Raw genomic sequence first — 20,839 nt, forward strand, 5'->3', positions numbered from 1 at the left:
AGATGACAGGCGGTCACAATCATTTGTAGGGTCGCCATTTATGGCGACCGATTAGACTCAGTGCTTCTCAATCCACAGTTCGCGGCTGTACGCCACGTCTTCAGGATTGGTGATCGGATATCCTTTCACCCACGGCTTGATCAAGCGGCCGTTGGTATATTGATAGATCGGCGCGATCGGTGCCTGATCGGCGATGATCTGCTCGGCTTTGTTGTAATCGGTGTTACGCGCTGCCACGCTAGTTTCGGTGCTGGCTTTGGTAATCACCGCATCGTAATCGGCACTGCGGAAGCGCGCGATATTGCCGGTGTGGGTCGAGGTCAGCAGACTAAGGAAGGTTGAAGGCTCATTATAATCGCCGATCCACGAGGCGCGGATCACATCGAAATTGCCGCTGTTACGGCTGTCGATATAGGTTTTCCACTCCTGATTTTGCAAGGTGACATCCACGCCGAGATTCTTCTTCCACATTGAAGCTACCGCGATAGCGATTTTCTGATGGCTTTCCGAGGTGTTGTAGAGCAGCGACAAATGCAGCGGTTTGCCGGGTCCATAACCTGCCGCCGTCAGCAACGCTTTGGCCTGCGCGTTCAGCTCCTGTTGGCTATGTTGCTGCAGATAGCTTTTCATCGGAGTGAAACCGGCGGTAACGTCCGGCGTAAAGTGCCAGGCCGGTTTCTCGCCGGTGCCCAATACTTTCTCCGCGATAATACGACGATCGATGCTCCACGACAGCGCCTTACGCACGCGCACATCGGCAGTTGGCCCTTTCTCGGTATTGAATGCGTAGTAATAGGTGCCAAGCTGATCCGGCGTATACACCTGGCCCGGCAACTCTTTCTTCAGCAGCGCGTACATGTTTTTCGGGAAGGATTCGGTGATATCGATGTCATTGGCGCGGTAACGCTTAGTAGCGCTGGACTCTTCATTAATCGGGATAAAGGTGACTTTGGTCAGCACCGATTTTTTGTCATCCCAATAGTTGGCGTTGCGCACCAGCACGATTTTTTCGTTTACTACGCGATCTTGCAACTGATAAGCGCCATTGCCGACCAGCTTGCCCGGTGACGTCCAGCTATCACCCTCTTTTTCAATCACTTTCTGAGATACCGGATACATCGCGGCATTGGCAACCATACTCGGGAACCACGGCACAGGGCGTGACAATGTCACCTTGAGGTGTGTTGCATCGGTCGCCGTCACGCCCAGTTTATCGGCGCTCATCTGCCCTTTGGTGATCGCTTCCGCGTTTTCAATGCCGCTCAGCGCAGCAAACCAGGCAAACGGCGAACTGTTCTTCGGTTCAACTAAACGTTGCCAGCTATAGACAAAATCCTGCGCGGTAACCGGCTCGCCATTCGACCAGCGCGCATCTTTGCGCAGGGTAAAGATCCAGGTTTTGTTGTCGTTGCTGCTCCAGCTTTGCGCCACGCCGGGAACGATCTTTCCGTGGGCATCCTGATTGGTCAGCCCTTCAAACAGATCGCGCATCACCTGAATTTCCGGCAGGCCAACCGCCTTCATCGGATCGAGTGAAGCGGGCTCATCTTTGATATGGCGAACGATTTCCTGGGTGCTGGCCAGCTGTGCGCCCGACGGCACGTTGGCGGCGAATGCGGGTGAGACTGCACTGGCTACAATTAACGCAGTCAGCGTCTTGCGGAACGTTAGTTTCATCACCACTCCTTTACGCGAAAAAAATGGCGACCGCGAAGAGATTGTGTCGCCAGCAACGTTTGGCACTTTATCGCAAATTGCTGATTGATATATAGCTATTTCCCCGCAGGCTATTTACCGTTATGTTGAGGCTGGATTCCCGGTCACATTTTTTACCTTGAGCGCCAGAAGGTTTTTGGCGGTGTTGGAAGCATTTCAGAGAGGAACGTCATGTCGTCATACCATCCACGTCCGCTGCGCGGCAAGCTGGACGCTGTCTGGCAACAATACGGGCAATCGGTGCTGGGCGCGCCGCTGCTGTGGTTTCCGGCACCCGCCGCCGATGCCGAAAGCGGGCTGATTATTGCTGGCACGCACGGCGACGAGAATGCTGCGATTGCCACTTTATCCGGTGCGATGCGCACCTTGCCGGAGGCGCTGCGGCGTCATCACGTTGTTCTGGCCGTCAATCCCGATGGTTGTCAGTTGGGGCTGCGCGCCAACGCCAACGGCGTCGATCTCAACCGTAATTTCCCCGCCGCTAACTGGCAGAATGGCGACACGGTGTATCGCTGGAACAGTGAAGCGGATGAGCGCGATGTGGTGCTTTCAACCGGATCAGGTCCCTCTTCCGAACCGGAAACCCGCGAGCTGTGCCAGCTGATTCATCAGATTAAACCGCGCTGGGTGGTTTCGTGGCATGAACCGCTGGCCTGCATTGACGATCCGCACCACAGCGATTTAGCAAAGTGGCTGGCGCAGCAGACCGCGCTGCCGGTGGTGAGTAGCGTGGGTTATGCCACGCCGGGTTCGTTTGGCAGCTGGTGTGACGATCTCGGCCTGTTATGCATTACCGCCGAGATGCCGCCGATTTCAGTCGACGAAGCCACCGAAGTCTATCTGGAAGCGATGATCAATCTGCTGCGCTGGCAGCCAGCGGCTTGAGTACGCCGTGAGAGAAGTGCAGCGACGGTTCAACATCGGCCGCAAGCCAGGTTGGACCGTCGAGATCCGCGAAGGTCGCCTGCGCCGTCAGCGGTAATGCCGCACGAATCGCCCGCGAGGTGCAGAGCATGCAGCCAAGCATAATGGCGAATCCCTGTTGCTGTGCCGCCTCTGCGAGCGCCAGCGCTTCGGTTAATCCCCCGGTTTTATCCAGCTTGATATTCACCATCTCATAGCGCCCTTTCAGCTGCGCCAGGCTTTCACGCGTGTGACAGCTTTCATCGGCGCAGATCGGCAGCGGATGAATAAAATTGCCCAGCGCGCTGTCTTCTGCGGCAGGCAGCGGCTGTTCAAGCATGGCGACATTGAGATCGGCCAGTAGCTGACAGCGCGCCGCCAGGCCTTCGGCATGCCAGGATTCATTGGCATCAACAATCAAGGTGGCGTCCGGTACCGCGCTGCGTATCGCCACTAAACGTTCGCTGATCAGGTGATCGTCCATTTTGATCTTCAATAAACGCGCGCCATGCTGCCACAACGCCTGCGCGCTGCTGGCCATCGCATCTGGCGTATCGATGCTGATGGTGTGCGCGGTGACAATCTCATCGGCCAGTTGCACAGCACACAATTGCACCAGACTTTCACCTTGCTGCTGACGTGCCAAATCCCACAGTGCGCAGTCAATGGCGTTACGTGCCGCGCCCGCCGGTAACGCCTGTTGCAGCGCTTCACGCGTCATGCCGCTTTGCAACGCACTCAGCTGCGAGGCGATCTGCTTGAGTACCGATTCCTCGCTTTCACCGTAGCGCGCGTACGGCGTGGCTTCCCCGACGCCTTTAACGCCATCCTGCTCGATCTCTACCACCACAACATGCGCCTCAGTGCGGCTGCCGCGTGAAATAACAAACGGCGAATGTAACGGCCAGGCTTCCGGATAACTCTTCACTGTTCTCATTATTTCTCCTTAAATCCGTCGCTTAAATGCGAGCCGGCTCGATTATCGCCAGGAAATGCGCTCGTAAACCCTTAAAAATTATGTCATAAACACACGCTATATCTTAAAAGTCAGATATTTCATCGTTAAAAAAAGGAAATCACATGTCTCAGACTGTTCACTTTCAGGGCAATCCGGTGCCGGTTGCAGGCCAGTTCCCACAAGTTGGCGAGCAAGCTAAACCTTTCAGCCTGGTCGCCAAAGATCTTGCTGACGTATCCCTGGCTAATTATGCAGGCAAACGCAAAGTTCTGAACATTTTCCCAAGTATTGATACTGGCGTGTGTGCGGCATCGGTGCGTAAGTTTAATGAGCGCTCAGGTGAAGCGGACAACACGGTCGTACTGTGCATCTCTTCCGATCTGCCTTTCGCTCAGTCACGCTTCTGCGGCGCAGAGAACGTCAGCAACGTAATCACGCTCTCTTCCCTGCGTGGCGCTGAGTTCAAAGAAAACTATGGCGTGGCGATTGCGGATGGCCCGCTGAAAGGCCTGACCGCGCGTGCCGTGGTGGTGCTGGATGAAAACGATAAAGTGATTTACAGCGAGCTGGTGAATGAAATCACCGAAGAGCCAAACTACGATGCGGCGCTGGCTGCGCTGAAGTAACGTTAGTTCACTATTAATGTGAAACAGAAAGCACCGAATGATTAATTCTTCGGTGCTTTTTTTATGCCCGCCTTCAACTCAGTTCCCTTTTTAACCCGTTGATTTATCGTGATACGTAGCACTTCTTCCTGCCTTGTTGCATTTTTGCTGTGATTCTTGTTACCCGTATCACATTAATCAAAAAACATAAAACCCGTAACAGATCCCGCAATTGTTCCCATCCGCTTCGCTACCTATAACTAACCGTCAATTGCCCTTAAGCGATTCAAAGACAGGCGGGAATCTCTATGCAAGCAAGCTTATCCATTAAAGAAAAAATCAGTTACGGCCTTGGTGATATGGCCAGCCATATCGCCATCGATAACGTCATTATTTTTCTCACCTTTTACTACACCGATGTGGTGGGTTTGCCCGCGATCTTTGTCGGCACGCTGTTTTTACTGGCGCGCGTTGCCGATGCGGTGATCGATCCCGCGATGGGAATGGTCGCTGACCGAACCCGTTCACGCTGGGGCAAATTCCGTCCCTGGTTATTGATGCTGGCAGTACCGTTCGGCGTGAGTTGTATGCTGATTTATGCGGTGCCGGAAAGCCTGTCGCTCACCGGAAAGATGATCTACGCCGCCGTGACCTACAGCCTGATGATGCTGATGTACACCGCCATCAATATTCCTTACTGCTCAATGGGGGCGATCATCACCGCCGATGATAATCAGCGCATCTCCCTGCAATCATGGCGTTTCTTCCTGGCTACGCTAGGTGGCGCGATGTCCACTTTCCTGATGATCCCGCTCGCCACCTGGCTGGGCGGCGGTAACAAACTGGACGGTTACTTCGCGGCGATGTCGATTATGGCGACACTGGCAACCCTGCTGTTCTTTATCTGCTTCCTCAACACCCGCGAACGTATCAATGCGCCCGCCAACCACGGCAACTTTCTCGCTGATTTACGCGATTTGCTGCGTAACGATCAGTGGCGCGTGGTTGCATTACTGGTGTTCTGCAATATCTCGTTCGGCGTGGTGCGGCTTGGCGCGATGATGTACTACGTCACCTATTTTCTGGGTAACGCCAGTCTCTTCATGTGGCTGCTGGCCGCGCATATCGTCGGCAAAAGCGTCGGTAGCGTGCTGGCAAAACTGCTGACGCGCCGCCTAAACAAAATCACCGCTTTTATCCTCAGCGCCATCACTGCCGGTGTGTTAAGTATCAGCATCGTGTTCCTGCCGGGATCGCTGGCGCTGTTAGTCGGCATGACGTTCATCGTTTCCAGCTTCTATCAGGTCACCACCACGCTGATGTGGGTGATGATGGCCGATGTGGTGGATTACGGTGAATATCGTCAGGGCAAGCGCCTCGATGGCACCGTCTTCTCCACGCTGCTCGCCGTATTGAAAATGGGCATGGCGATCAGCGGCGCGATTGTTGGCTGGACGCTGGGTCTGAGCGGTTACGTTGCTCAGGCACCGCATCAGCAGCCTGCCGCGATGATGGCCATCGTCGCACTGTTTTCAGTGGTTCCCGGCCTGCTGTCGCTGTTGAGCGCGCTGGCGATGCGCGGCTACAAACTTAACGATGCCACCATGCGCACCATCAATCAGAACAAAGTGTCAGCCCAACCGGCTGCAACGGCTTCCACCCTTTTACAACCACAGGAGTTGTCATGAGTGAATTACGCGCCGAATCCCAGCGTATTATCTGGACATTTGACCGTCAGACGCTGGTTATCGAACCCTGGGGCGCGCATAGCCTGCGAGTACGAGCCACCTGTCAGCCTGAACTGATCGACCATGACTGGGCGTTGTTAGCGCCTACGGCTTGCGAGGTGGAGATCCACCAGGAGCATGAATCCCTGAGCCTGCGTAACGGCAATATCATCGCCACGTTGAATATTCGCGGCCAGCTGGCTTTTTACAATCAACATGGAGAACTGCTGCTGGAGGAGTTCTGGCGTCAGCGCAGCACCGTGGGCATCGGTGCCAGCGAAAAGAGTCAGGACAAATACATCAGCGCCCTGAAGCTGGATGCGCGCGCCTTTCGACCAATTCCGGGAGGGAAATATCAGCTCAGCGTGCGCTTTGAAGCGCGTGCGGAGGAGAAAATTTATGGCATGGGCCAGTATCAGCAGGATTGTCTCGATCTAAAAGGCTGCACGCTGGAGCTGGCACAGCGCAACTCGCAGGCCAGCGTGCCGTTTATGGTGTCCAACCTCGGCTATGGCTTGCTGTGGCATAACCCGGCCATCGGCGAAGTGACCTTTGGTAAAAATGGCACACGCTGGCAGGCCGAAGTAACCGATCAGATGGATTACTGGATCACCGCAGCCGATACACCGGCTGAGATCGTGCGTCAGTATGGCCGCGCCACCGGCACAGCACCGATGATGCCCAGCTTTGCAACCGGCTTCTGGCAATGCAAACTGCGCTATCGCACTCAGCAGGAAGTGCTGGAGGTAGCACGCGAATATCGCCGCCTGCAATTGCCGCTCTCGGTAATTGTCATCGACTTTTTCCACTGGCCAAATCAGGGAACCTGGTGTTTCGATGTGCGCGATTGGCCGGATCCGCGAGCCATGGTGCAGGAGCTGAAAGAGATGGGCATCGAAACTATGATTTCGGTGTGGCCCACGGTAGACAGCCGCAGTGATAACTATCGTCTGATGAAATCCAAAGGCTTGCTGGTCAACAGCGAACGCGGCGTATCCGTAAATCTCGATTTCATGGGCAACACTACCTTTTTTGACGCCACGCATCCCTCCGCCCGCGAGTTCGTCTGGCAGGAAGTTAAGCGCAACTATTATGACCACGGCATACGCACCTTCTGGCTCGATGAAGCGGAACCGGAATATCGCGCGTACGATTTTGATAATTACCGCTATCATCTCGGTCCGGTTCAGGAAGTGGGCAATATCTATCCGCAGCTGTTTGCCCGCGGATTTTATGAAGGTCTGCAACAACAAGGCGAGAGCGAGATCGTCAACCTGGTGCGCTGCGCCTGGGCGGGCAGCCAGCGTTATGGCGTGCTTGCCTGGTCGGGCGACGTTCACTCCTCGTTCCATGCCTTACGTAATCAGTTCACAGCCGGGCTGAATATGGCAATGGCGGGAATTCCGTGGTGGACCACCGACATCGGCGGTTTTCAGGGCGGAAATATTCATGACCCGGCGTTTCATGAACTGCTAATCCGTTGGTTCCAGTGGGCGGTATTCTGTCCAGTGATGCGTCTGCATGGTTACCGCGAGCCACAGATTGCACCTGAAGAATCCTGGCGTGATGGTATTGCGCAGTGTAACAGCGGCTCACCAAACGAGGTTTGGAGCTATGGTGAGGAGAATTACGCGCTGATGAAAAGTTGCCTGCTGCAACGTGAGCAGATTCGTCCCTATATTGATGGCCTGATGCGCGAAGCGCATGAGCTCGGCGATCCGGTGATGCGCCCGCTGTTCTATCACTACCCGCAGCAGCCAGAGAGCTGGCAAGTGGAAGATCAGTATCTGCTGGGCCGTGACCTGCTGGTAGCGCCGGTGCTGCACGCCGGGCAGCGTGAACGTGAAGTATGGTTGCCTGCTGGTGAGCAATGGATTGCGCGTAACGGCGAGTGCTATCAAGGCGGACAACGCATTAGCGTCGCCGCGCCATTGAGTGAGATTCCGGTGTTTAAGCGGGAAGGAAGTCAGGTAGATATTCGTGCACCCGACTAAAACCAGCTAAATAAACGTAGGGTCGCCATTCATGGCGACCAATGACAAGACATCCGCTTGCCAAGGTTGATGCACGTTAGCGGACCAGGTCGCCATGAATGGCGACCCTACGGGCGGAACGACGTTACGGGATGTACGCGCTTTATTACTCGCTCTCGTTGCGCTTCTGCCCTAATCCATATTCACGCAGCTTATTGGCAATGGCGGTATGCGAGACGCCGAGGCGTTTCGCCAGTTTGCGCGTGCTGGGATAAGAGAGATAAAGACGTGTCAGCACTGAACGTTCGAAGCGGCTGGTGATGTCATCCAGCGAACCTTCCATCGCCTCTTCGCCCAATGACACATCCAGCGCCTGCTCTGGCAACACAATATCTTGTGGTCCCAGTTCATAACCTTCCAGCTGCGTCAGCGCACGGTACAGCGCATTTTTCAGCTGGCGCACGTTACCCGGCCAGTTGTAGCGCGTCAGGAACGGCGTCAGTTGCGATGAAAGGCGCGGACGCGGCAAGCCTTGTTCGTCTGCGAAACGGGCGACAAACATTTCGGTCAGCGGCAGAATATCCAGCGGACGTTCACGCAGCGGCGGCAGATTGAGCGTCAACACATTCAGGCGATAAAACAGATCTTCACGGAATTCACCGCGCTGTACCAGCTCAATCAAATTCTTCTGCGTGGCGCAAATCACACGCACATCAACGTGCACTTCATGCTCTTCGCCCACGCGGCGGAACGTGCCGTCGTTGAGGAAACGCAGCAGTTTGGTCTGCATGCGTGGCGACATTTCGCCAATCTCATCCAGCAATACCGAGCCGCCGTTAGCCTGCTCGAAGAAGCCTTTTTTGCCTTCCAGTGCATTGGGATAAGCACCGGCGGCGTGACCAAACAGCTCGCTCTCGGCCACATCATCCGGCAGTGAGGCGCAGTTCAGCGCCAGGAACGGTTTTTTGCCGCGTGCGCTGCGTAAATGACAGGCGCGCGCCAGCATATCTTTGCCGGTGCCGGTATCGCCCACGATCAACAGCGGCGCATCGTGCATCGCCAGCTTGCGCGCCTGATCGATCACCTGACGCATTTTTGGCGTAACCGCCACGATGTGATCGAACTCCGATTCATCGGTAACGGTAAGATTCTGCAGCTGTCGGCCCATACGCGCCGTCGATTTCAGGGTGATCATTGCACCGACCGGCAGATCGCTCTGGCCCTCTTCTTCTGCCAGATAAATCGGCCGCGCTTCCATCAGGAAATCGCGCCCCTGAATCACCACATGCTGCGCCTGTGCGTCAACGCGTTCATTCTCCAGCCAGCGCTGGAAATTAAAGCCGGTGATTAAGGTGCCAACGTTTTGGTTGCGCAGCTTCTGTTCATCAAGGGTAAACAGATTTTGTGCTGCCGGATTGGCCAACTCGACCTTACATTTTAGATCGATGGATAACACCGGTTCCGGCATCGCCACCAGCAGTGCACTCAATGCGCGATGCTCACGCTCGGAGGGCATAAACGAAACGGTACGCACATCTGTCACGCCAGGTGTACGGCGAATTTCCGCCATCAGATTGCTGAAGGGTTCAAACTCCAGCGCGGTAAAATTGAGATAAATGCGACCGAGTGGCGCAATTTCGATGCCGCGCAGGTCGATATTGCGGGCAACCAGCAGGTCGAGCAACTCGCGCGCCAGACCGATTCGGTCCTGGCAGAAAACTTCCAAACGCATTGCGATGAGCCTTAGTCAGGTTTTGATTTTAGTGATAATACGCTAACTTGCAGCGCCTCAGAAGAGGCCTGTCAGGAAAAGTTGACAGCCAGAGGCAGGTGATAGAGGGAAGTGTAGCGGAGCGACCAACAAAAATCCCGCCGAATATGCGTGGTAACACAGATAATTTTACCTTTCACGCCAGTTGCAGCGTGAAAGGTAAGCAAGTGCTGATTATTTAGCAGCCTGCCCTGCTTTATCCCCACTTTTTACCAGGGATTCTTTCAGCTGACCAATTAACTCACGACGGAAATCACCGAGACGCGGCTTATCATCTTCCAGCCACGGTAATGGACGACACAATTCCATCGCTTTAATGCCGAGGCGCGCGGTGAGCAAACCGGCACCGATCCCTTGCGCGGCGCGGGTTGACAAGCGCGCGGCAAGATCCTGCGACATCCAGTCCATTCCGACTTCACGCACCAGTTCGGAAGCACCGGCAAACGCCATGTTGAGCAGCACTAAACGGAACAAGCGGATGCGGCTAAAGTAGCCCAGCTCAATGCCATAAATCGCTGCGATGCGATTCACCAGCCGCAGATTGCGCCAGGCGATAAACGCCATATCCACTAAAGCTAGCGGGCTGACGGCGATCATCAGCGTCGATTCGGCGGCGTGACGGCTGATTTCCCGGCGTGCCTGACGATCCAGCACCGGCTGCACCAGTTGGGCATATAAGGTGACGATTTCACGATCGTTGTGGGTTTCATGTAGCGCCGCATGCCAGCGCTGCAGTGCAGGATGCGCCTGATCGAGCTGAGCCTGCTGCGCCAGCTTTTCACAGAACGCGCGACCTTTGCCCACGCCGTGACTGTGCAGCAGTTCGCGGCCAATATCGCGCTCTTCAGCCCGCTGACGCAGACGATATAAACGACGCCATTCGCCAATCAGCGCGCCTGCACCCGCAGCGACAATCAATGTGCCGGCCACGCCAGTGCCGAGGGTAAACCAGTCGCGCACCATCCACGCATCGTGCAGCGTCTGCGCGCCCTGCGCCATCACGCTGACGCCGAAAATGGCGAGGCCAACGCCCACCATTTTGCGCCACAGGCTGCGTTTTGGCCTCAGCGCAGCTTCCACCACTTTTTCGCCTTCGCCCTCCTCCAGCGGCTCGGCTTCTGCCGTGGCGAGAAAGGCCTTCTCGCTATCCGCGCTAAAGGTTTGTGCTGCGCGCAGCGGTTTTTCCGCTTCCACCGTCAGCGGCCTGGCGAAATCAATGCGTCCTTTTAAAGGTGTTTCGTCGCTCATCGCAATTTATCTCCCAGTAAAAATTCCAGCGCGGCATCCATGCGAATGTGCGGCAGCGGACGATCGACATCCAGCTGCTGTGGCCGGAACTGTTCAAACTGAAATCCCTGCTGCTGCCAGAAATTGTGGCCCGGCAAGCGCGGCGGTACTTCGCCGGGATAGAACGTCAGCGCTTCATTATCGGCTAAACGATGACCGCGTAACGCCGGTAACTTCTCGCCGCGATGATCAACCAGCCCACTTTCCGTTGCCTGCACCGAGGCCAAACCGAGGCAATCCATGTTGATGCCTTCGAACGCCGCGTTTTGCCACGCGTCCTGCACCAGCTGCTGCAACAGCGACACCATATTGGCGTGCTGATCGGAAGTCACATGATCGGCCTTAGTGGCGGCAAACAGCAGCTTATCGATGACCGGAGAAAACAGGCGGCGGAACAGCGTACGCTGACCGTAATGGAAACTCTGCATCAGTTGCGTCAACGCGAGGCGCATATCGTTGAACGCTTGCGGCCCGCTGTTCAGCGGTTGCAGACAATCGACCAGCACGATTTGGCGGTCGAAGCGCAAGAAATGATTTTTGTAGAATCCTTTCACCACGTGCTGGCAGTAATAGTTAAAACGCTGCTGCAGCATAGCGAAGTTACTGCCCGCTGGCGCCTGCGCCAGCTTGCTAACCTGCATCTCATCGACCTGCGGCCACGGGAAGAACTGCAGCGCCGGCGCGCCAGCCATATCGCCCGGCAACACAAAGCGGCCCGGCTGGATAAAGTGCAAGCCTTCGCTTTTGCATTGGTGCAGGTAATCGGTCCAGGCTGCGGCAATCGCTGCCAGACGATTTTCATCGGCGGGTGCAAAAGGATCGAGATCGGCGCACAGGCTGCGCCATTGCGCTGACCATTCGGCGCGATCGCCCTGCAACAAGCCCACCATCTGGCGTGACCAACTGAGATAATCCTGCGCCAGCATCGGCAGATCCAGCAGCCATTCGCCGGGATAATCGACGATTTCGAGGTAGAGCGTGGCGGTATCTTTGAAATGGCGCAGCAACGATTCATCCGGACGATAGCGCAGCGCCAGGCGCATTTCGCTTACGCCACGCGTGGGCGTCGGCCACATCGGCGGCGTGCCGTAAAGCTGCGCCAGACCTTCATCGTAGGTGAAACGCGGCGTGCCGAGTTCGCGCTGCGGTACGCGCTTGACGCCCAGCAGGCGATCTTCGCGCACCACGGAAAACAGCGGCAATCGTGCGCCGCTGTGGACATTGAGAAGCTGGTTAACCAGCGAAGTGATAAACGCGGTTTTGCCGCTGCGGCTCAAACCGGTTACAGCCAGGCGCAGATGGCGGTCAACACCGCGGTTCATCAACGCCACGAATTCATTTTGCAGTCTTTTCATCGTTCTCCCTGATGAATCGTGCCGATAAGCGTTTAAACGCTTTGCTCAGCAACGGTTCCAGGGCGGCCGCCAGCAACAGGCGCAGCGGACGGCGCGCCACCGATTTCACTGCCCAGCCAGCGATCCCGCCGGGCCCGTAAGTTACTGCGCTAATAATGATAAATTTCCCCGCCGACATCAACGCAGGTGTCGCGCGACGGCGCAGAGCAGTAAAACGTTGAGTTTGCATAGAGCCTCTTATCACAATAGAAGAAGTGGGCCCGAAAGCCCGGGGATTTAGATCTGGCGGAAGCGGCTGCGTACGCTGAACGTTTCAGAGGTCACGTAACGTTCCACCTCGCGCACCTTGCGCTCATCGCTTTGCAGCGTTGTTTCCAGCTCGTCGAGCAGTTCACGTGCGCTGGGTGCCCGTTCAGATGAAGCATCAACGGGTTTCTCGTCCAGCACAAAGCCCAGGATAAAATAGGCGACGATGGTGAACATAAACAGCCCAAGGAACAGCGACAGCACCACAATCACACGCAGCAAGCGCACCGGGATATCGAGGTACTCAGCAATACCCGCACATACGCCGCGCACTTTGCCTTGCTGCGGAATGCGCCACAGTTTACGGCCATTCATCATGGTTGCCTCCAGTTTGGATGTTCGGCATCCAAAATGGCCTCCAGCGCTTCCACACGCTCACGCATGCGGCGCGCATCCTGAGTGATTTGTTGCAAACGCTGCAGGTCACTCGACGATAAATCGGCGCCGCCGTTGCGTTTGTTGCTGTAATGCAGCCATAACCAGATTGGTGCGACAAACAGCACGAAAATCGTTAAGGGTATGGCTAAAAAAAGTGCGCTCATTGACTCTCCTTAATCACTAACACCATTTTTAACTCGGGCCCGCAATCAGGCCCGTGGCGATCACTCAGGGCGATTCATTTTGGCTTTCAGCGCGGCCAGCTGCTGGCTGATTTCATCATCGGCTTTCAGCTCGGCGAACTCCTGATCCAGACCTTTTGGCTTACCAAAACGCTGGCTTTCTGCTTCCGCTTCCATGTGATCGATGCGACGTTCAAAGGATTCGAAACGTGCCATTGCATCATCAATCTTGCCGCTGTCGAGCTGACGACGCACATCACGTGATGACGATGCCGCCTGATGACGCAGCGTTAACGCTTGCTGACGTGCACGGGTTTCAGTGAGTTTTTTCTCCAGCTCACCAATCTCGCCTTTCATGCGGTCCAGCGTCTCTTCAACCTGGGTAGATTCCTGCTGCAGTGCAGCAATCAAATCAGTCAGCTTCTGCTTCTCAATTAAAGCAGCACGCGCCAGATCTTCTTTACCTTTGTTGATTGCCAGCTCCGCTTTTTCCTGCCATTCGGCCTGCTGAATTTCAGCCTGCTCGCTGCGGCGCAGCAGCTGTTTCTTTTCGGCCAGCGCGCGGGCTGAGGTTGAACGGACTTCTACCAGCGTGTCTTCCATTTCCTGAATCATCAGGCGTACCAGTTTCTGCGGATCTTCGGCGCGCTCCAGCAGAGAGTTGATGTTAGCGTTCACGATGTCGGCGAAACGAGAAAAAATACCCATAATGATGTTCCTCAAATTTTGTGTGTAGGTGCGCGAGGCGCTCATCACTAATACAATTCGCGTGCCAACTTTTAATTCATTGATTTTATACCATTTGTTTATTTTACATCCGCCAGAACATCCCTTAAGGTAGTGAAATTGATTAATCAGTGGCGAATTTCATCATGGCGAATAGTTCTGACAACCTTTTGGGTGAATCGAATAACTTTCTGGAAGTACTGGAACAGGTTTCGCGCCTGGCACCGCTGGAAAAACCGGTGCTGGTGATTGGCGAACGCGGGACAGGGAAAGAGCTGATCGCCAGCCGCCTGCATTATCTGTCGAACCGTTGGGAAGGTCCGTTTGTTTCGCTGAACTGCGCCGCGCTGAATGAAAACCTGCTTGATTCCGAACTGTTCGGTCATGAGGCCGGCGCGTTTACCGGGGCGCAAAAACGCCATCTGGGACGCTTCGAACGCGCCGATGGCGGCACGCTGTTTCTCGATGAACTCGCCACCGCACCGATGCTGGTGCAGGAGAAATTGCTGCGCGTGATTGAATATGGCCAGCTTGAGCGCGTGGGCGGCAATCAATCTTTGCAGGTCAATGTGCGGCTGGTGTGCGCCACCAATGAAGATCTGCCCGCGCTTGCCGCCGCCGGAAAATTCCGCGCCGACCTGCTCGATCGCCTCGCCTTTGATGTGGTGCAGCTGCCGCCGCTGCGTGAACGCCGCAGCGACATATTGGTGATGGCCAACCATTTCGCTATTCAGATGTGCCGCGAGTTGGGCTTGCCGCTGTTCCCAGGCTTCAGCGATCGCGCCCAGCTGACACTGCTGAATCACAGCTGGCCCGGCAACGTGCGCGAGCTAAAGAACGTGGTCGAGCGTTCGGTCTATCGCCACCACAGCGCCGACGAGGAGCTGGATAACATCATCATTAACCCGTTTGCACCACGCACTCCGCCCGCCGACGTCACAGCCGAACCTGCCTCATCTGCTTTGCCTTCCCTGCCGCTAGATTTACGTCAGTGGCAAAATCAGCAGGAACGCGAGTTAGTAGAAGCGAGTTTGCATCAAGCCAAATACAACCAGCGCCGCGCCGCCGAACTGTTGCGTGTTACCTATCACCAATTACGCGCCATGATGAAAAAGCACGGGATTCAAGCGCGAGACGAGGATTAGCCAGGTCGCCATAAATGGCGACCCTACGTTTTATCGCACAGGTGTGTGGCGCTTTTCCCAAAAGCTTTTACGCTGATGCAAGGCGGCAAGTGCGATAATCCCCGGGAGCATACATCAGTATGTGACCGGGGTTAGCGTGCGCAGCCAACGCAGCAGCGGCGTAAAAGATGACGGGAAAAACGTCACACAAAAAAAAGCCCGCGAGACGCGGGCAACTAATACTGGAAGCAATGTGAGCAATGTCGTGCTCTTCTTCGGTAGAGCCACCGTCGAAGCGCAGAAGAATAATAATCATTCTTATTATCATCTGTAAACCCCTAATTGAGAATTTTTCTCATTTCCACACAGAGATTGTGATTACCCCATCGCCATTTTGGCGAAAAACTCAGCAGAAATGTCGCGAATTTGGGGAGTACGTGACGTTTAAGATACACTCACGCTATTGCCTCAGAATCGTTGAGTTCTATGCCAAAATTATTCCCCTCTCTGCTGCTTGGTCTCAGCATGATGAGCGCGTCAGCGTGGGCCGCGCCAACGGACAACATCCGCAACAGCGGCTTTGTCTATTGCGTTAACGGCACGGTTAATACCTTCAACCCACAAATGGTCAGCAGCGGCTTAGTCGTCGATACGCTGGCGGCGCAGCTGTATGACCGGCTGCTGGACGTGGATCCTTATACTTATCGATTGATTCCCGACCTCGCCCAGAGCTGGGAAGTGCGGGATAACGGCGCAACCTACCGTTTCCACCTGCGCAAAGATGTCGCCTTCCAGCACACCAACTGGTTTAAACCGACGCGTAAAATGAACGCCGATGATGTGGTGTTCAGCTTTGCGCGCATGTTTGATCGCAAACATCCGTGGCATAACGTCAACGGCGGCAGCTATCCCTATTTTGACAGCCTGCAGTTTGCCGATTCAGTGCAGAGCGTGAAAAAGCTCGATAGCGATACGGTTGAAATCCGCCTTAACAGCCCGGACGCCTCATTCCTGTGGCACATCGCGACGCATTACGCGCCGATTCTGTCGCAGGAGTACGCCAATAATCTCAGCGCCAAAGGCCAGCAGGAACAGCTGGATCGCGAACCGGTCGGCACCGGCCCGTTCCAACTGAGCGAATACCGCACCGGACAATATCTGCGCCTCGCGCGCAATCCACAATACTGGAATGGCGTGCCGCGTCTGCAGCAGGTGGTGATTGATTTGGGCGTTGGCGGCACCGGACGTTTGTCCAAACTGCTGACCGGCGAATGCGATGTGCTGGCCTATCCTGCCGCCAGCCAGTTGAGCATTTTGCGCGACGATCCGCGTCTGCGCATGACGCTGCGTCCCGGCATGAACATCGCCTATCTGGCGTTCAACACCCGCAAGCCGCCGCTCGATCGCCCGGAAGTTCGCCACGCGCTGGCGCTAGCGATCAATAACGAACGCCTGATGGAGTCGATCTATTACGGCACCGCCGAAACTGCCGCCTCGATTCTGCCGCGTGCGTCATGGGCTTATGACAACGATGCGCGCGTCACCGAATACAACCCGGCCAAAGCGCGTGAAGAGTTGAAAGCGCTGGGGCTGGAAAATCTGCATTTACGTTTAGTGGTGCCCTCTTCCTCACAGTCGTGGAATCCCAGCCCGCTGAAAACCGCCGAGCTGTTGCAGGCGGATTTGGCGCAGATTGGCGTGCGCGTCACCATCGCGCCGGTGGAAGGCCGCTTCCAGGAAGCGCAGTTAATGGAGATGAATCACGATCTCACGCTTACCGGCTGGGCGACCGACAGTAACGATCCCGACAGTTTCTTCCGCCCACTATTAAGCTGCGCGGCGATCCGTTCGCAGACCAACTACGCACACTGGTGCTCGCCCGCCTTTGATGAGGCGTTGCAGCACGCGCTATTGTCCCAGCAGCTGTCGGCGCGCATTGATAGCTACGACAAGGCGCAGCAGATTTTGGCGCAAGAGTTGCCGGTGCTGCCGCTGGCCTCGTCGCTGCGTTTGCAGGCCTATCGGCATGACATTAAAGGTTTGGTGTTGAGCCCGTTTGGTAACGCCTCGTTCGCCGGCGTTTACCGCGATGAGAGCAGCGAGGAGTAGGCATGATTATCTATATTCTGCGTCGCGTGGTGCTGCTGCTGATCACCCTGTTTTTGCTGTCGCTGGTGAGCTTTAGCCTGAGCTACTTCACGCCAAACGCCCCGCTCGAAGGCGCGTCGCTGTTTGATGCGTGGTGGTTCTGGTTTAAAGGATTACTGCAGTTTGATTTCGGCGTCTCCAGCACCAACGGCCAGCCGATTGATCTTCAGCTGCGCGAAGTGTTCCCCGCCACGCTGGAGCTGTGCGTGATGGCGTTTATTCTGGCGCTGCTGGTGGGCATTCCGCTGGGAATTTGCGCCGGCGTGATGCGCAAAAAATGGCAGGATAAAGCCATCAGCGCGCTGGCGTTGCTCGGCTTCTCGATGCCGGTGTTTTGGCTGGCGCTGCTGTTCACGCTGTTCTTCTCATTAACGCTTGGCTGGTTGCCGGTTTCCGGGCGTTTCGACCTGCTCTATCCGGTGCAAAACGTTACCGGCTTTGCATTAATTGATGCCTGGCTAAGCCCGTCACCTTGGCGGCATGAAATGCTGATCAGCGCCTTGACGCACATGATTCTGCCGGTCGTAGTTTTAGCAGTTGCGCCCGCTACCGAGATGATTCGCTTGCTGCGCAGCAGCACCAGCGATGTGATGGACAAGAACTACGTTAAAGCCGCCGCCACACGCGGGCTGTCACGCTTCACGGTGATCCGCCGCCACGTGCTGCACAACGCGCTGCCGCCGGTGATTCCGCGCCTTGGCCTGCAATTTTCCACCATGTTGACGTTGGCGATGATCACCGAAGTGGTGTTCAACTGGCCGGGAATTGGCCGCTGGTTGATTAACGCCATTCGCCAGCAGGATTACGCGGCGATTTCCGCTGGCGTGATGGTGGTGGGCGGTCTGGTGATTCTGGTCAGCGTGTTGTCCGATATTCTCGGTGCGGCACTTAACCCGCTGAAACATAAGGAATGGTATGCCCTTAGATAATGTCTACGACGAAAAGCGGCTGCCCAGCACGCTGCGTCGCAGCTGGCAGCGCTTGTACCGCGATACCAGCGGCATGGTCGGCTTGTACGGCTTTGGCCTGCTGCTGTTCCTGTGCCTGTTTGGCGGCTTGCTGGCGCCGTATGGCATCGATCAGCAATTCCTCGGTTATCAGCTGCTGCCGCCGTCGTGGTCACGCTATGGCGATGTCTCCTTCTTCCTCGGCACCGACGATTTAGGTCGCGATGTGCTGAGCCGCCTGCTGAGCGGCGTAGCGCCGACCGTCGGCTCGGCGATTCTGGTGACGGTGCTGGCGGCGATTTGCGCGCTGGTGCTTGGTGTGTTTGCCGGTATCACGCACGGCGTGCGCTCGGCGGTAATGAATCACGTGCTGGATACCTTACTGTCGATTCCCTCGCTGCTGCTGGCAATTATCGTGGTGGCGTTTCTCGGCCCGCGTCTGGAACACGCGATGCTGGCGGTGTTTCTGGCGCTGATCCCACGTCTGGTGCGCGAGATCTATACTGCTGTGCATGATGAGATGGAAAAAGAGTATGTGGTGGCGCTGCGTCTTGATGGCGCGCGCAACCTGAATATTTTGTGGAATGCGGTGCTGCCTAACGTGCTGCCGCTGCTGGTGAGCGAATTTACCCGCTCGCTGTCGATGGCAATTCTCGACATCGCCGCACTCGGTTTCCTCGATCTTGGCGCGCAGCTGCCCTCACCCGAATGGGGTGCGATGCTCGGTGACGCGCTGGAGCTGATCTACGTTGCGCCCTGGACGGTGATGCTACCGGGCGTGGCGCTGATGGTCAGCGTATTGATCGTTAACCTGCTGGGCGACGGCATTCGCCGCGCAGTAGAAGCGGGAGTTGAATAATGCCGCTACTGGATATCCGTAACCTGACCATCGAATTTATGACCGCTGATGGTCCGGTCAAAGCGGTTGATCGCATCAACCTGACGCTCACCGAAGGTGAAATCCGTGGTTTAGTAGGTGAATCAGGTTCAGGCAAAAGTCTGATTGCCAAAGCGATCTGCGGCGTCACCAAAGACAACTGGCGCGTCACCGCCGATCGCATGGTGTTCGACGATATCGATCTGCTGCGCCTGTCACCGCGCGAACGCCGTCGGATTGTCGGTTATAACGTGTCGATGATTTTCCAGGAGCCGCAATCCTGTCTTGATCCGTCGGAAAGTATCGGTCGCCAGTTGATGCAGGCGATTCCGCGCTGGACGCATAAAGGCCGCTGGTTTAAACGGCTGTGGTTCTGGCGCAAAGTGCGCGCCATTGAGCTGCTGCACCGCGTCGGTATCAAAGATCATAAAGACATCATGCGCAGTTTCCCGTACGAACTCACCGACGGCGAATGCCAGAAAGTGATGATCGCCATCGCGCTGGCCAATCAGCCGCGTTTGCTGATTGCCGATGAACCGACCAATGCGATGGAGCCGACCACGCAGGCGCAGATTTTCCGTCTGCTGAGTCGCCTCAACCAGAATAACAACACCACTATTTTGCTGATCAGCCACGATCTGCGCACCATGAGCCACTGGGCCGACCGCATCAATGTGATGTATTGCGGTCAGACGGTGGAAAGTGCACAAAGCGAAGATTTGATGGAGTCGCCGCATCATCCTTACACTCAGGCGTTGATCCGTGCGATGCCCGATTTCGGTAGCGCGCTGCCGCACAAAAGCCGCCTGAACACGCTGTCTGGCGCGATTCCTTCGCTCGAACATCTGCCGATTGGCTGTCGTTTGGGGCCGCGTTGCCCGTATGCGCAACGTAAGTGCATCGAAACGCCGCGCCTGACCGGCAACAAAGCGCATCTGTTTGCCTGCCACTTCCCGCTGAATATGGAGAGCCAGTAAACATGGAAACGCTGCTGGAAGTGCGCAACCTGAGTAAAACCTACCGCTATCGCACCGGCCTGTTTCGTCGTCAGCACGTTGAGGCGGTGAAAGGCGTCAGTTTTACCCTGCGTGAGAAACAGACGCTGGCGGTGATTGGTGAAAACGGTTCGGGGAAATCGACGCTGGCGAAGATGCTGAGCGGCATGGTCGAGCCGAGCGAGGGCGAAATGCTGATTGACGATCATCCGCTGGAGTACGGTGATTACGGCTATCGCAGCCAGCGCATTCGCATGATTTTTCAGGATCCTTCAACCTCGCTCAATCCGCGTCAGCGCATCAGCCAGATTCTCGATTTCCCGCTGCGCCTGAATACCGAGTTGGATGATGTAGCGCGCGAAAAACGCATTATTGCCACGCTGCGTCAGGTCGGCTTATTGCGCGATCACGCCGGATACTATCCGCACATGCTGGCGCCCGGCCAGAAGCAGCGTCTGGCGCTGGCGCGTGCGCTGATTCTGCAGCCGAAAGTGATCGTCGCCGATGAAGCCCTCGCCTCGCTGGATATGACCATGCGTTCGCAGTTGGTGAACCTGATGCTGGAACTGCAGGAGAAGCACGGCATCGCCTATATTTATGTCACGCAGCATCTCGGCATGATGAAGCACATCAGCGATCAGGTGCTGGTGATGCATCAGGGCGAAGTGGTTGAGCGCGGCGGCACCGCCGATGTCCTGGCCTCGCCGCTGCACGATCTCACCAAACGCCTGATCACCAGCCACTTTGGTGAAGCCTTAACCGCCGAAGCCTGGCGCCGCGAGCGTTAAGGCGCGGAAAACGCGGTGCGATTTACCGCATTTATACAGACGTGCTAGACTTCGCACGAGATTAACGTCGGTC

The 20,839-nt window shown here is 56.0% G+C and carries 20 protein-coding genes; 11 read left to right on the forward strand and 9 right to left on the reverse strand.

The genetic code is table 11. From position 1 onward, the window contains the following. Positions 1-57: 57 nt before the first annotated feature. Positions 58-1,677, reverse strand: a complete 1,620-nt coding sequence (locus ACXIZX_RS09545; RefSeq protein ID WP_061718806.1) for a peptide ABC transporter substrate-binding protein — start codon at positions 1,675-1,677, stop codon at positions 58-60. 210 nt (positions 1,678-1,887) lie between these two features. On the opposite strand from ACXIZX_RS09545, the gene mpaA reads away from it, so the two are divergent. Continuing rightward, positions 1,888-2,601, forward strand: a complete 714-nt coding sequence (gene mpaA / locus ACXIZX_RS09550) for a murein tripeptide amidase MpaA (protein ID WP_479404053.1) — start codon at positions 1,888-1,890, stop codon at positions 2,599-2,601. Here mpaA and ycjG read toward each other — a convergent pair. Then, complete coding sequence (gene ycjG / locus ACXIZX_RS09555) at positions 2,570-3,556, reverse strand: L-Ala-D/L-Glu epimerase (protein ID WP_479404054.1); 987 nt, start codon at positions 3,554-3,556, stop codon at positions 2,570-2,572. The two genes, mpaA and ycjG, sit on opposite strands and share 32 nt — an antisense overlap. Positions 3,557-3,699: 143 nt before the next feature. Between ycjG and tpx the strand changes: the two genes are divergently transcribed. From tpx to ACXIZX_RS09570, 3 genes are all read left to right on the forward strand, one after another. Further along, complete coding sequence (tpx, locus tag ACXIZX_RS09560) at positions 3,700-4,203, forward strand: thiol peroxidase (RefSeq protein WP_008106454.1); 504 nt, start codon at positions 3,700-3,702, stop codon at positions 4,201-4,203. Between the two features lie 287 nt (positions 4,204-4,490). Then, positions 4,491-5,870, forward strand: a complete 1,380-nt coding sequence (locus tag ACXIZX_RS09565; protein WP_479404055.1) for a glycoside-pentoside-hexuronide (GPH):cation symporter — start codon at positions 4,491-4,493, stop codon at positions 5,868-5,870. Continuing rightward, positions 5,867-7,903 (forward strand): glycoside hydrolase family 31 protein, encoded by a 2,037-nt coding sequence (locus ACXIZX_RS09570; RefSeq protein ID WP_479404056.1) that lies wholly within the window; start codon positions 5,867-5,869, stop codon positions 7,901-7,903. Before ACXIZX_RS09565 ends, ACXIZX_RS09570 begins: the two co-directional genes overlap by 4 nt. 145 nt (positions 7,904-8,048) lie before the next feature. On the opposite strand, the gene tyrR is transcribed toward ACXIZX_RS09570, so the two are convergent. From tyrR to pspA, 7 genes are all read right to left on the reverse strand, one after another. Then, a complete protein-coding gene (tyrR, locus tag ACXIZX_RS09575; RefSeq protein ID WP_008106462.1) occupies positions 8,049-9,614 on the reverse strand; it encodes a transcriptional regulator TyrR in 1,566 nt (521 codons plus the stop codon). A gap of 213 nt (positions 9,615-9,827) precedes the next feature. After that, positions 9,828-10,901, reverse strand: a complete 1,074-nt coding sequence (locus tag ACXIZX_RS09580; protein ID WP_179450721.1) for a YcjF family protein — start codon at positions 10,899-10,901, stop codon at positions 9,828-9,830. Then, positions 10,898-12,295, reverse strand: coding sequence for a YcjX family GTP-binding protein (locus ACXIZX_RS09585; RefSeq protein WP_154193556.1), 1,398 nt, complete (start codon positions 12,293-12,295; stop codon positions 10,898-10,900). The genes ACXIZX_RS09580 and ACXIZX_RS09585 overlap by 4 nt, the downstream gene beginning before the upstream one ends. Beyond that, on the reverse strand, positions 12,276-12,524 hold the full coding sequence (gene pspD / locus ACXIZX_RS09590) for a phage shock protein PspD (RefSeq protein WP_007888070.1): 249 nt from the start codon (positions 12,522-12,524) through the stop codon (positions 12,276-12,278). Before pspD ends, ACXIZX_RS09585 begins: the two co-directional genes overlap by 20 nt. 47 nt (positions 12,525-12,571) lie before the next feature. Further along, on the reverse strand, positions 12,572-12,919 hold the full coding sequence (gene pspC / locus ACXIZX_RS09595; protein WP_008106469.1) for an envelope stress response membrane protein PspC: 348 nt from the start codon (positions 12,917-12,919) through the stop codon (positions 12,572-12,574). Next, positions 12,916-13,143, reverse strand: a complete 228-nt coding sequence (gene pspB, locus ACXIZX_RS09600) for an envelope stress response membrane protein PspB (protein WP_007888081.1) — start codon at positions 13,141-13,143, stop codon at positions 12,916-12,918. Before pspB ends, pspC begins: the two co-directional genes overlap by 4 nt. 60 nt (positions 13,144-13,203) lie before the next feature. Further along, a complete protein-coding gene (gene pspA, locus ACXIZX_RS09605) occupies positions 13,204-13,869 on the reverse strand; it encodes a phage shock protein PspA (protein ID WP_008106471.1) in 666 nt (221 codons plus the stop codon). A gap of 164 nt (positions 13,870-14,033) precedes the next feature. Between pspA and pspF the strand changes: the two genes are divergently transcribed. The 7 genes from pspF to sapF all read left to right on the forward strand — a co-directional run bounded on the left by pspF (position 14,034) and on the right by sapF (position 20,766). After that, complete coding sequence (pspF, locus tag ACXIZX_RS09610; protein ID WP_479404057.1) at positions 14,034-15,032, forward strand: phage shock protein operon transcriptional activator; 999 nt, start codon at positions 14,034-14,036, stop codon at positions 15,030-15,032. Positions 15,033-15,168: 136 nt separating this feature from the next. Beyond that, the gene (locus tag ACXIZX_RS09615) at positions 15,169-15,345 is read left to right on the forward strand and encodes a hypothetical protein (RefSeq protein WP_154156280.1); all 177 of its coding nucleotides are present in this window, start codon (positions 15,169-15,171) and stop codon (positions 15,343-15,345) included. Positions 15,346-15,497: 152 nt separating this feature from the next. Continuing rightward, entirely contained in the window at positions 15,498-17,120 is a 1,623-nt protein-coding gene (sapA, locus tag ACXIZX_RS09620; RefSeq protein WP_479404058.1) for an ABC transporter substrate-binding protein SapA, read from the forward strand. A gap of 2 nt (positions 17,121-17,122) precedes the next feature. Beyond that, positions 17,123-18,088 carry a putrescine export ABC transporter permease SapB gene (gene sapB, locus ACXIZX_RS09625; RefSeq protein ID WP_008106480.1) on the forward strand — a complete coding sequence of 322 codons (966 nt, stop codon included), beginning with the start codon at positions 17,123-17,125 and terminating at the stop codon, positions 18,086-18,088. Beyond that, positions 18,075-18,965: a putrescine export ABC transporter permease SapC gene (gene sapC, locus ACXIZX_RS09630; protein WP_008106482.1), complete on the forward strand. Its 891-nt coding sequence runs from the start codon at positions 18,075-18,077 to the stop codon at positions 18,963-18,965. The genes sapB and sapC overlap by 14 nt, the downstream gene beginning before the upstream one ends. After that, positions 18,965-19,960: a putrescine export ABC transporter ATP-binding protein SapD gene (sapD, locus tag ACXIZX_RS09635; protein ID WP_479404059.1), complete on the forward strand. Its 996-nt coding sequence runs from the start codon at positions 18,965-18,967 to the stop codon at positions 19,958-19,960. The genes sapC and sapD overlap by 1 nt, the downstream gene beginning before the upstream one ends. Before the next feature lie 2 nt (positions 19,961-19,962). Next, complete coding sequence (sapF, locus tag ACXIZX_RS09640) at positions 19,963-20,766, forward strand: putrescine export ABC transporter ATP-binding protein SapF (RefSeq protein WP_179450717.1); 804 nt, start codon at positions 19,963-19,965, stop codon at positions 20,764-20,766. Positions 20,767-20,839: the final 73 nt, after the last annotated feature.

The sequence above is a fragment of the Candidatus Pantoea symbiotica genome, assembly GCF_056491525.1.

Bases quoted from the DNA above. Each gene is read 5' to 3' on its own strand.
- ACXIZX_RS09580 (WP_179450721.1), bottom strand. From the start codon at position 10,901: ATGAGCGACGAAACACCTTTAAAAGGACGCATTGATTTCGCCAGGCCG.
- ycjG (WP_479404054.1), bottom strand. From the start codon at position 3,556: ATGAGAACAGTGAAGAGTTATCCGGAAGCCTGGCCGTTACATTCGCCG.
- ACXIZX_RS09545 (WP_061718806.1), bottom strand. From the start codon at position 1,677: ATGAAACTAACGTTCCGCAAGACGCTGACTGCGTTAATTGTAGCCAGT.
- ACXIZX_RS09565 (WP_479404055.1), top strand. From the start codon at position 4,491: ATGCAAGCAAGCTTATCCATTAAAGAAAAAATCAGTTACGGCCTTGGT.
- ACXIZX_RS09585 (WP_154193556.1), bottom strand. From the start codon at position 12,295: ATGAAAAGACTGCAAAATGAATTCGTGGCGTTGATGAACCGCGGTGTT.
- pspA (WP_008106471.1), bottom strand. From the start codon at position 13,869: ATGGGTATTTTTTCTCGTTTCGCCGACATCGTGAACGCTAACATCAAC.
- pspD (WP_007888070.1), bottom strand. From the start codon at position 12,524: ATGCAAACTCAACGTTTTACTGCTCTGCGCCGTCGCGCGACACCTGCG.
- pspB (WP_007888081.1), bottom strand. From the start codon at position 13,143: ATGAGCGCACTTTTTTTAGCCATACCCTTAACGATTTTCGTGCTGTTT.
- tyrR (WP_008106462.1), bottom strand. From the start codon at position 9,614: ATGCGTTTGGAAGTTTTCTGCCAGGACCGAATCGGTCTGGCGCGCGAG.
- sapC (WP_008106482.1), top strand. From the start codon at position 18,075: ATGCCCTTAGATAATGTCTACGACGAAAAGCGGCTGCCCAGCACGCTG.
- sapA (WP_479404058.1), top strand. From the start codon at position 15,498: ATGCCAAAATTATTCCCCTCTCTGCTGCTTGGTCTCAGCATGATGAGC.
- sapF (WP_179450717.1), top strand. From the start codon at position 19,963: ATGGAAACGCTGCTGGAAGTGCGCAACCTGAGTAAAACCTACCGCTAT.
- mpaA (WP_479404053.1), top strand. From the start codon at position 1,888: ATGTCGTCATACCATCCACGTCCGCTGCGCGGCAAGCTGGACGCTGTC.
- tpx (WP_008106454.1), top strand. From the start codon at position 3,700: ATGTCTCAGACTGTTCACTTTCAGGGCAATCCGGTGCCGGTTGCAGGC.
- sapB (WP_008106480.1), top strand. From the start codon at position 17,123: ATGATTATCTATATTCTGCGTCGCGTGGTGCTGCTGCTGATCACCCTG.
- sapD (WP_479404059.1), top strand. From the start codon at position 18,965: ATGCCGCTACTGGATATCCGTAACCTGACCATCGAATTTATGACCGCT.
- pspC (WP_008106469.1), bottom strand. From the start codon at position 12,919: ATGATGAATGGCCGTAAACTGTGGCGCATTCCGCAGCAAGGCAAAGTG.
- ACXIZX_RS09570 (WP_479404056.1), top strand. From the start codon at position 5,867: ATGAGTGAATTACGCGCCGAATCCCAGCGTATTATCTGGACATTTGAC.
- pspF (WP_479404057.1), top strand. From the start codon at position 14,034: ATGGCGAATAGTTCTGACAACCTTTTGGGTGAATCGAATAACTTTCTG.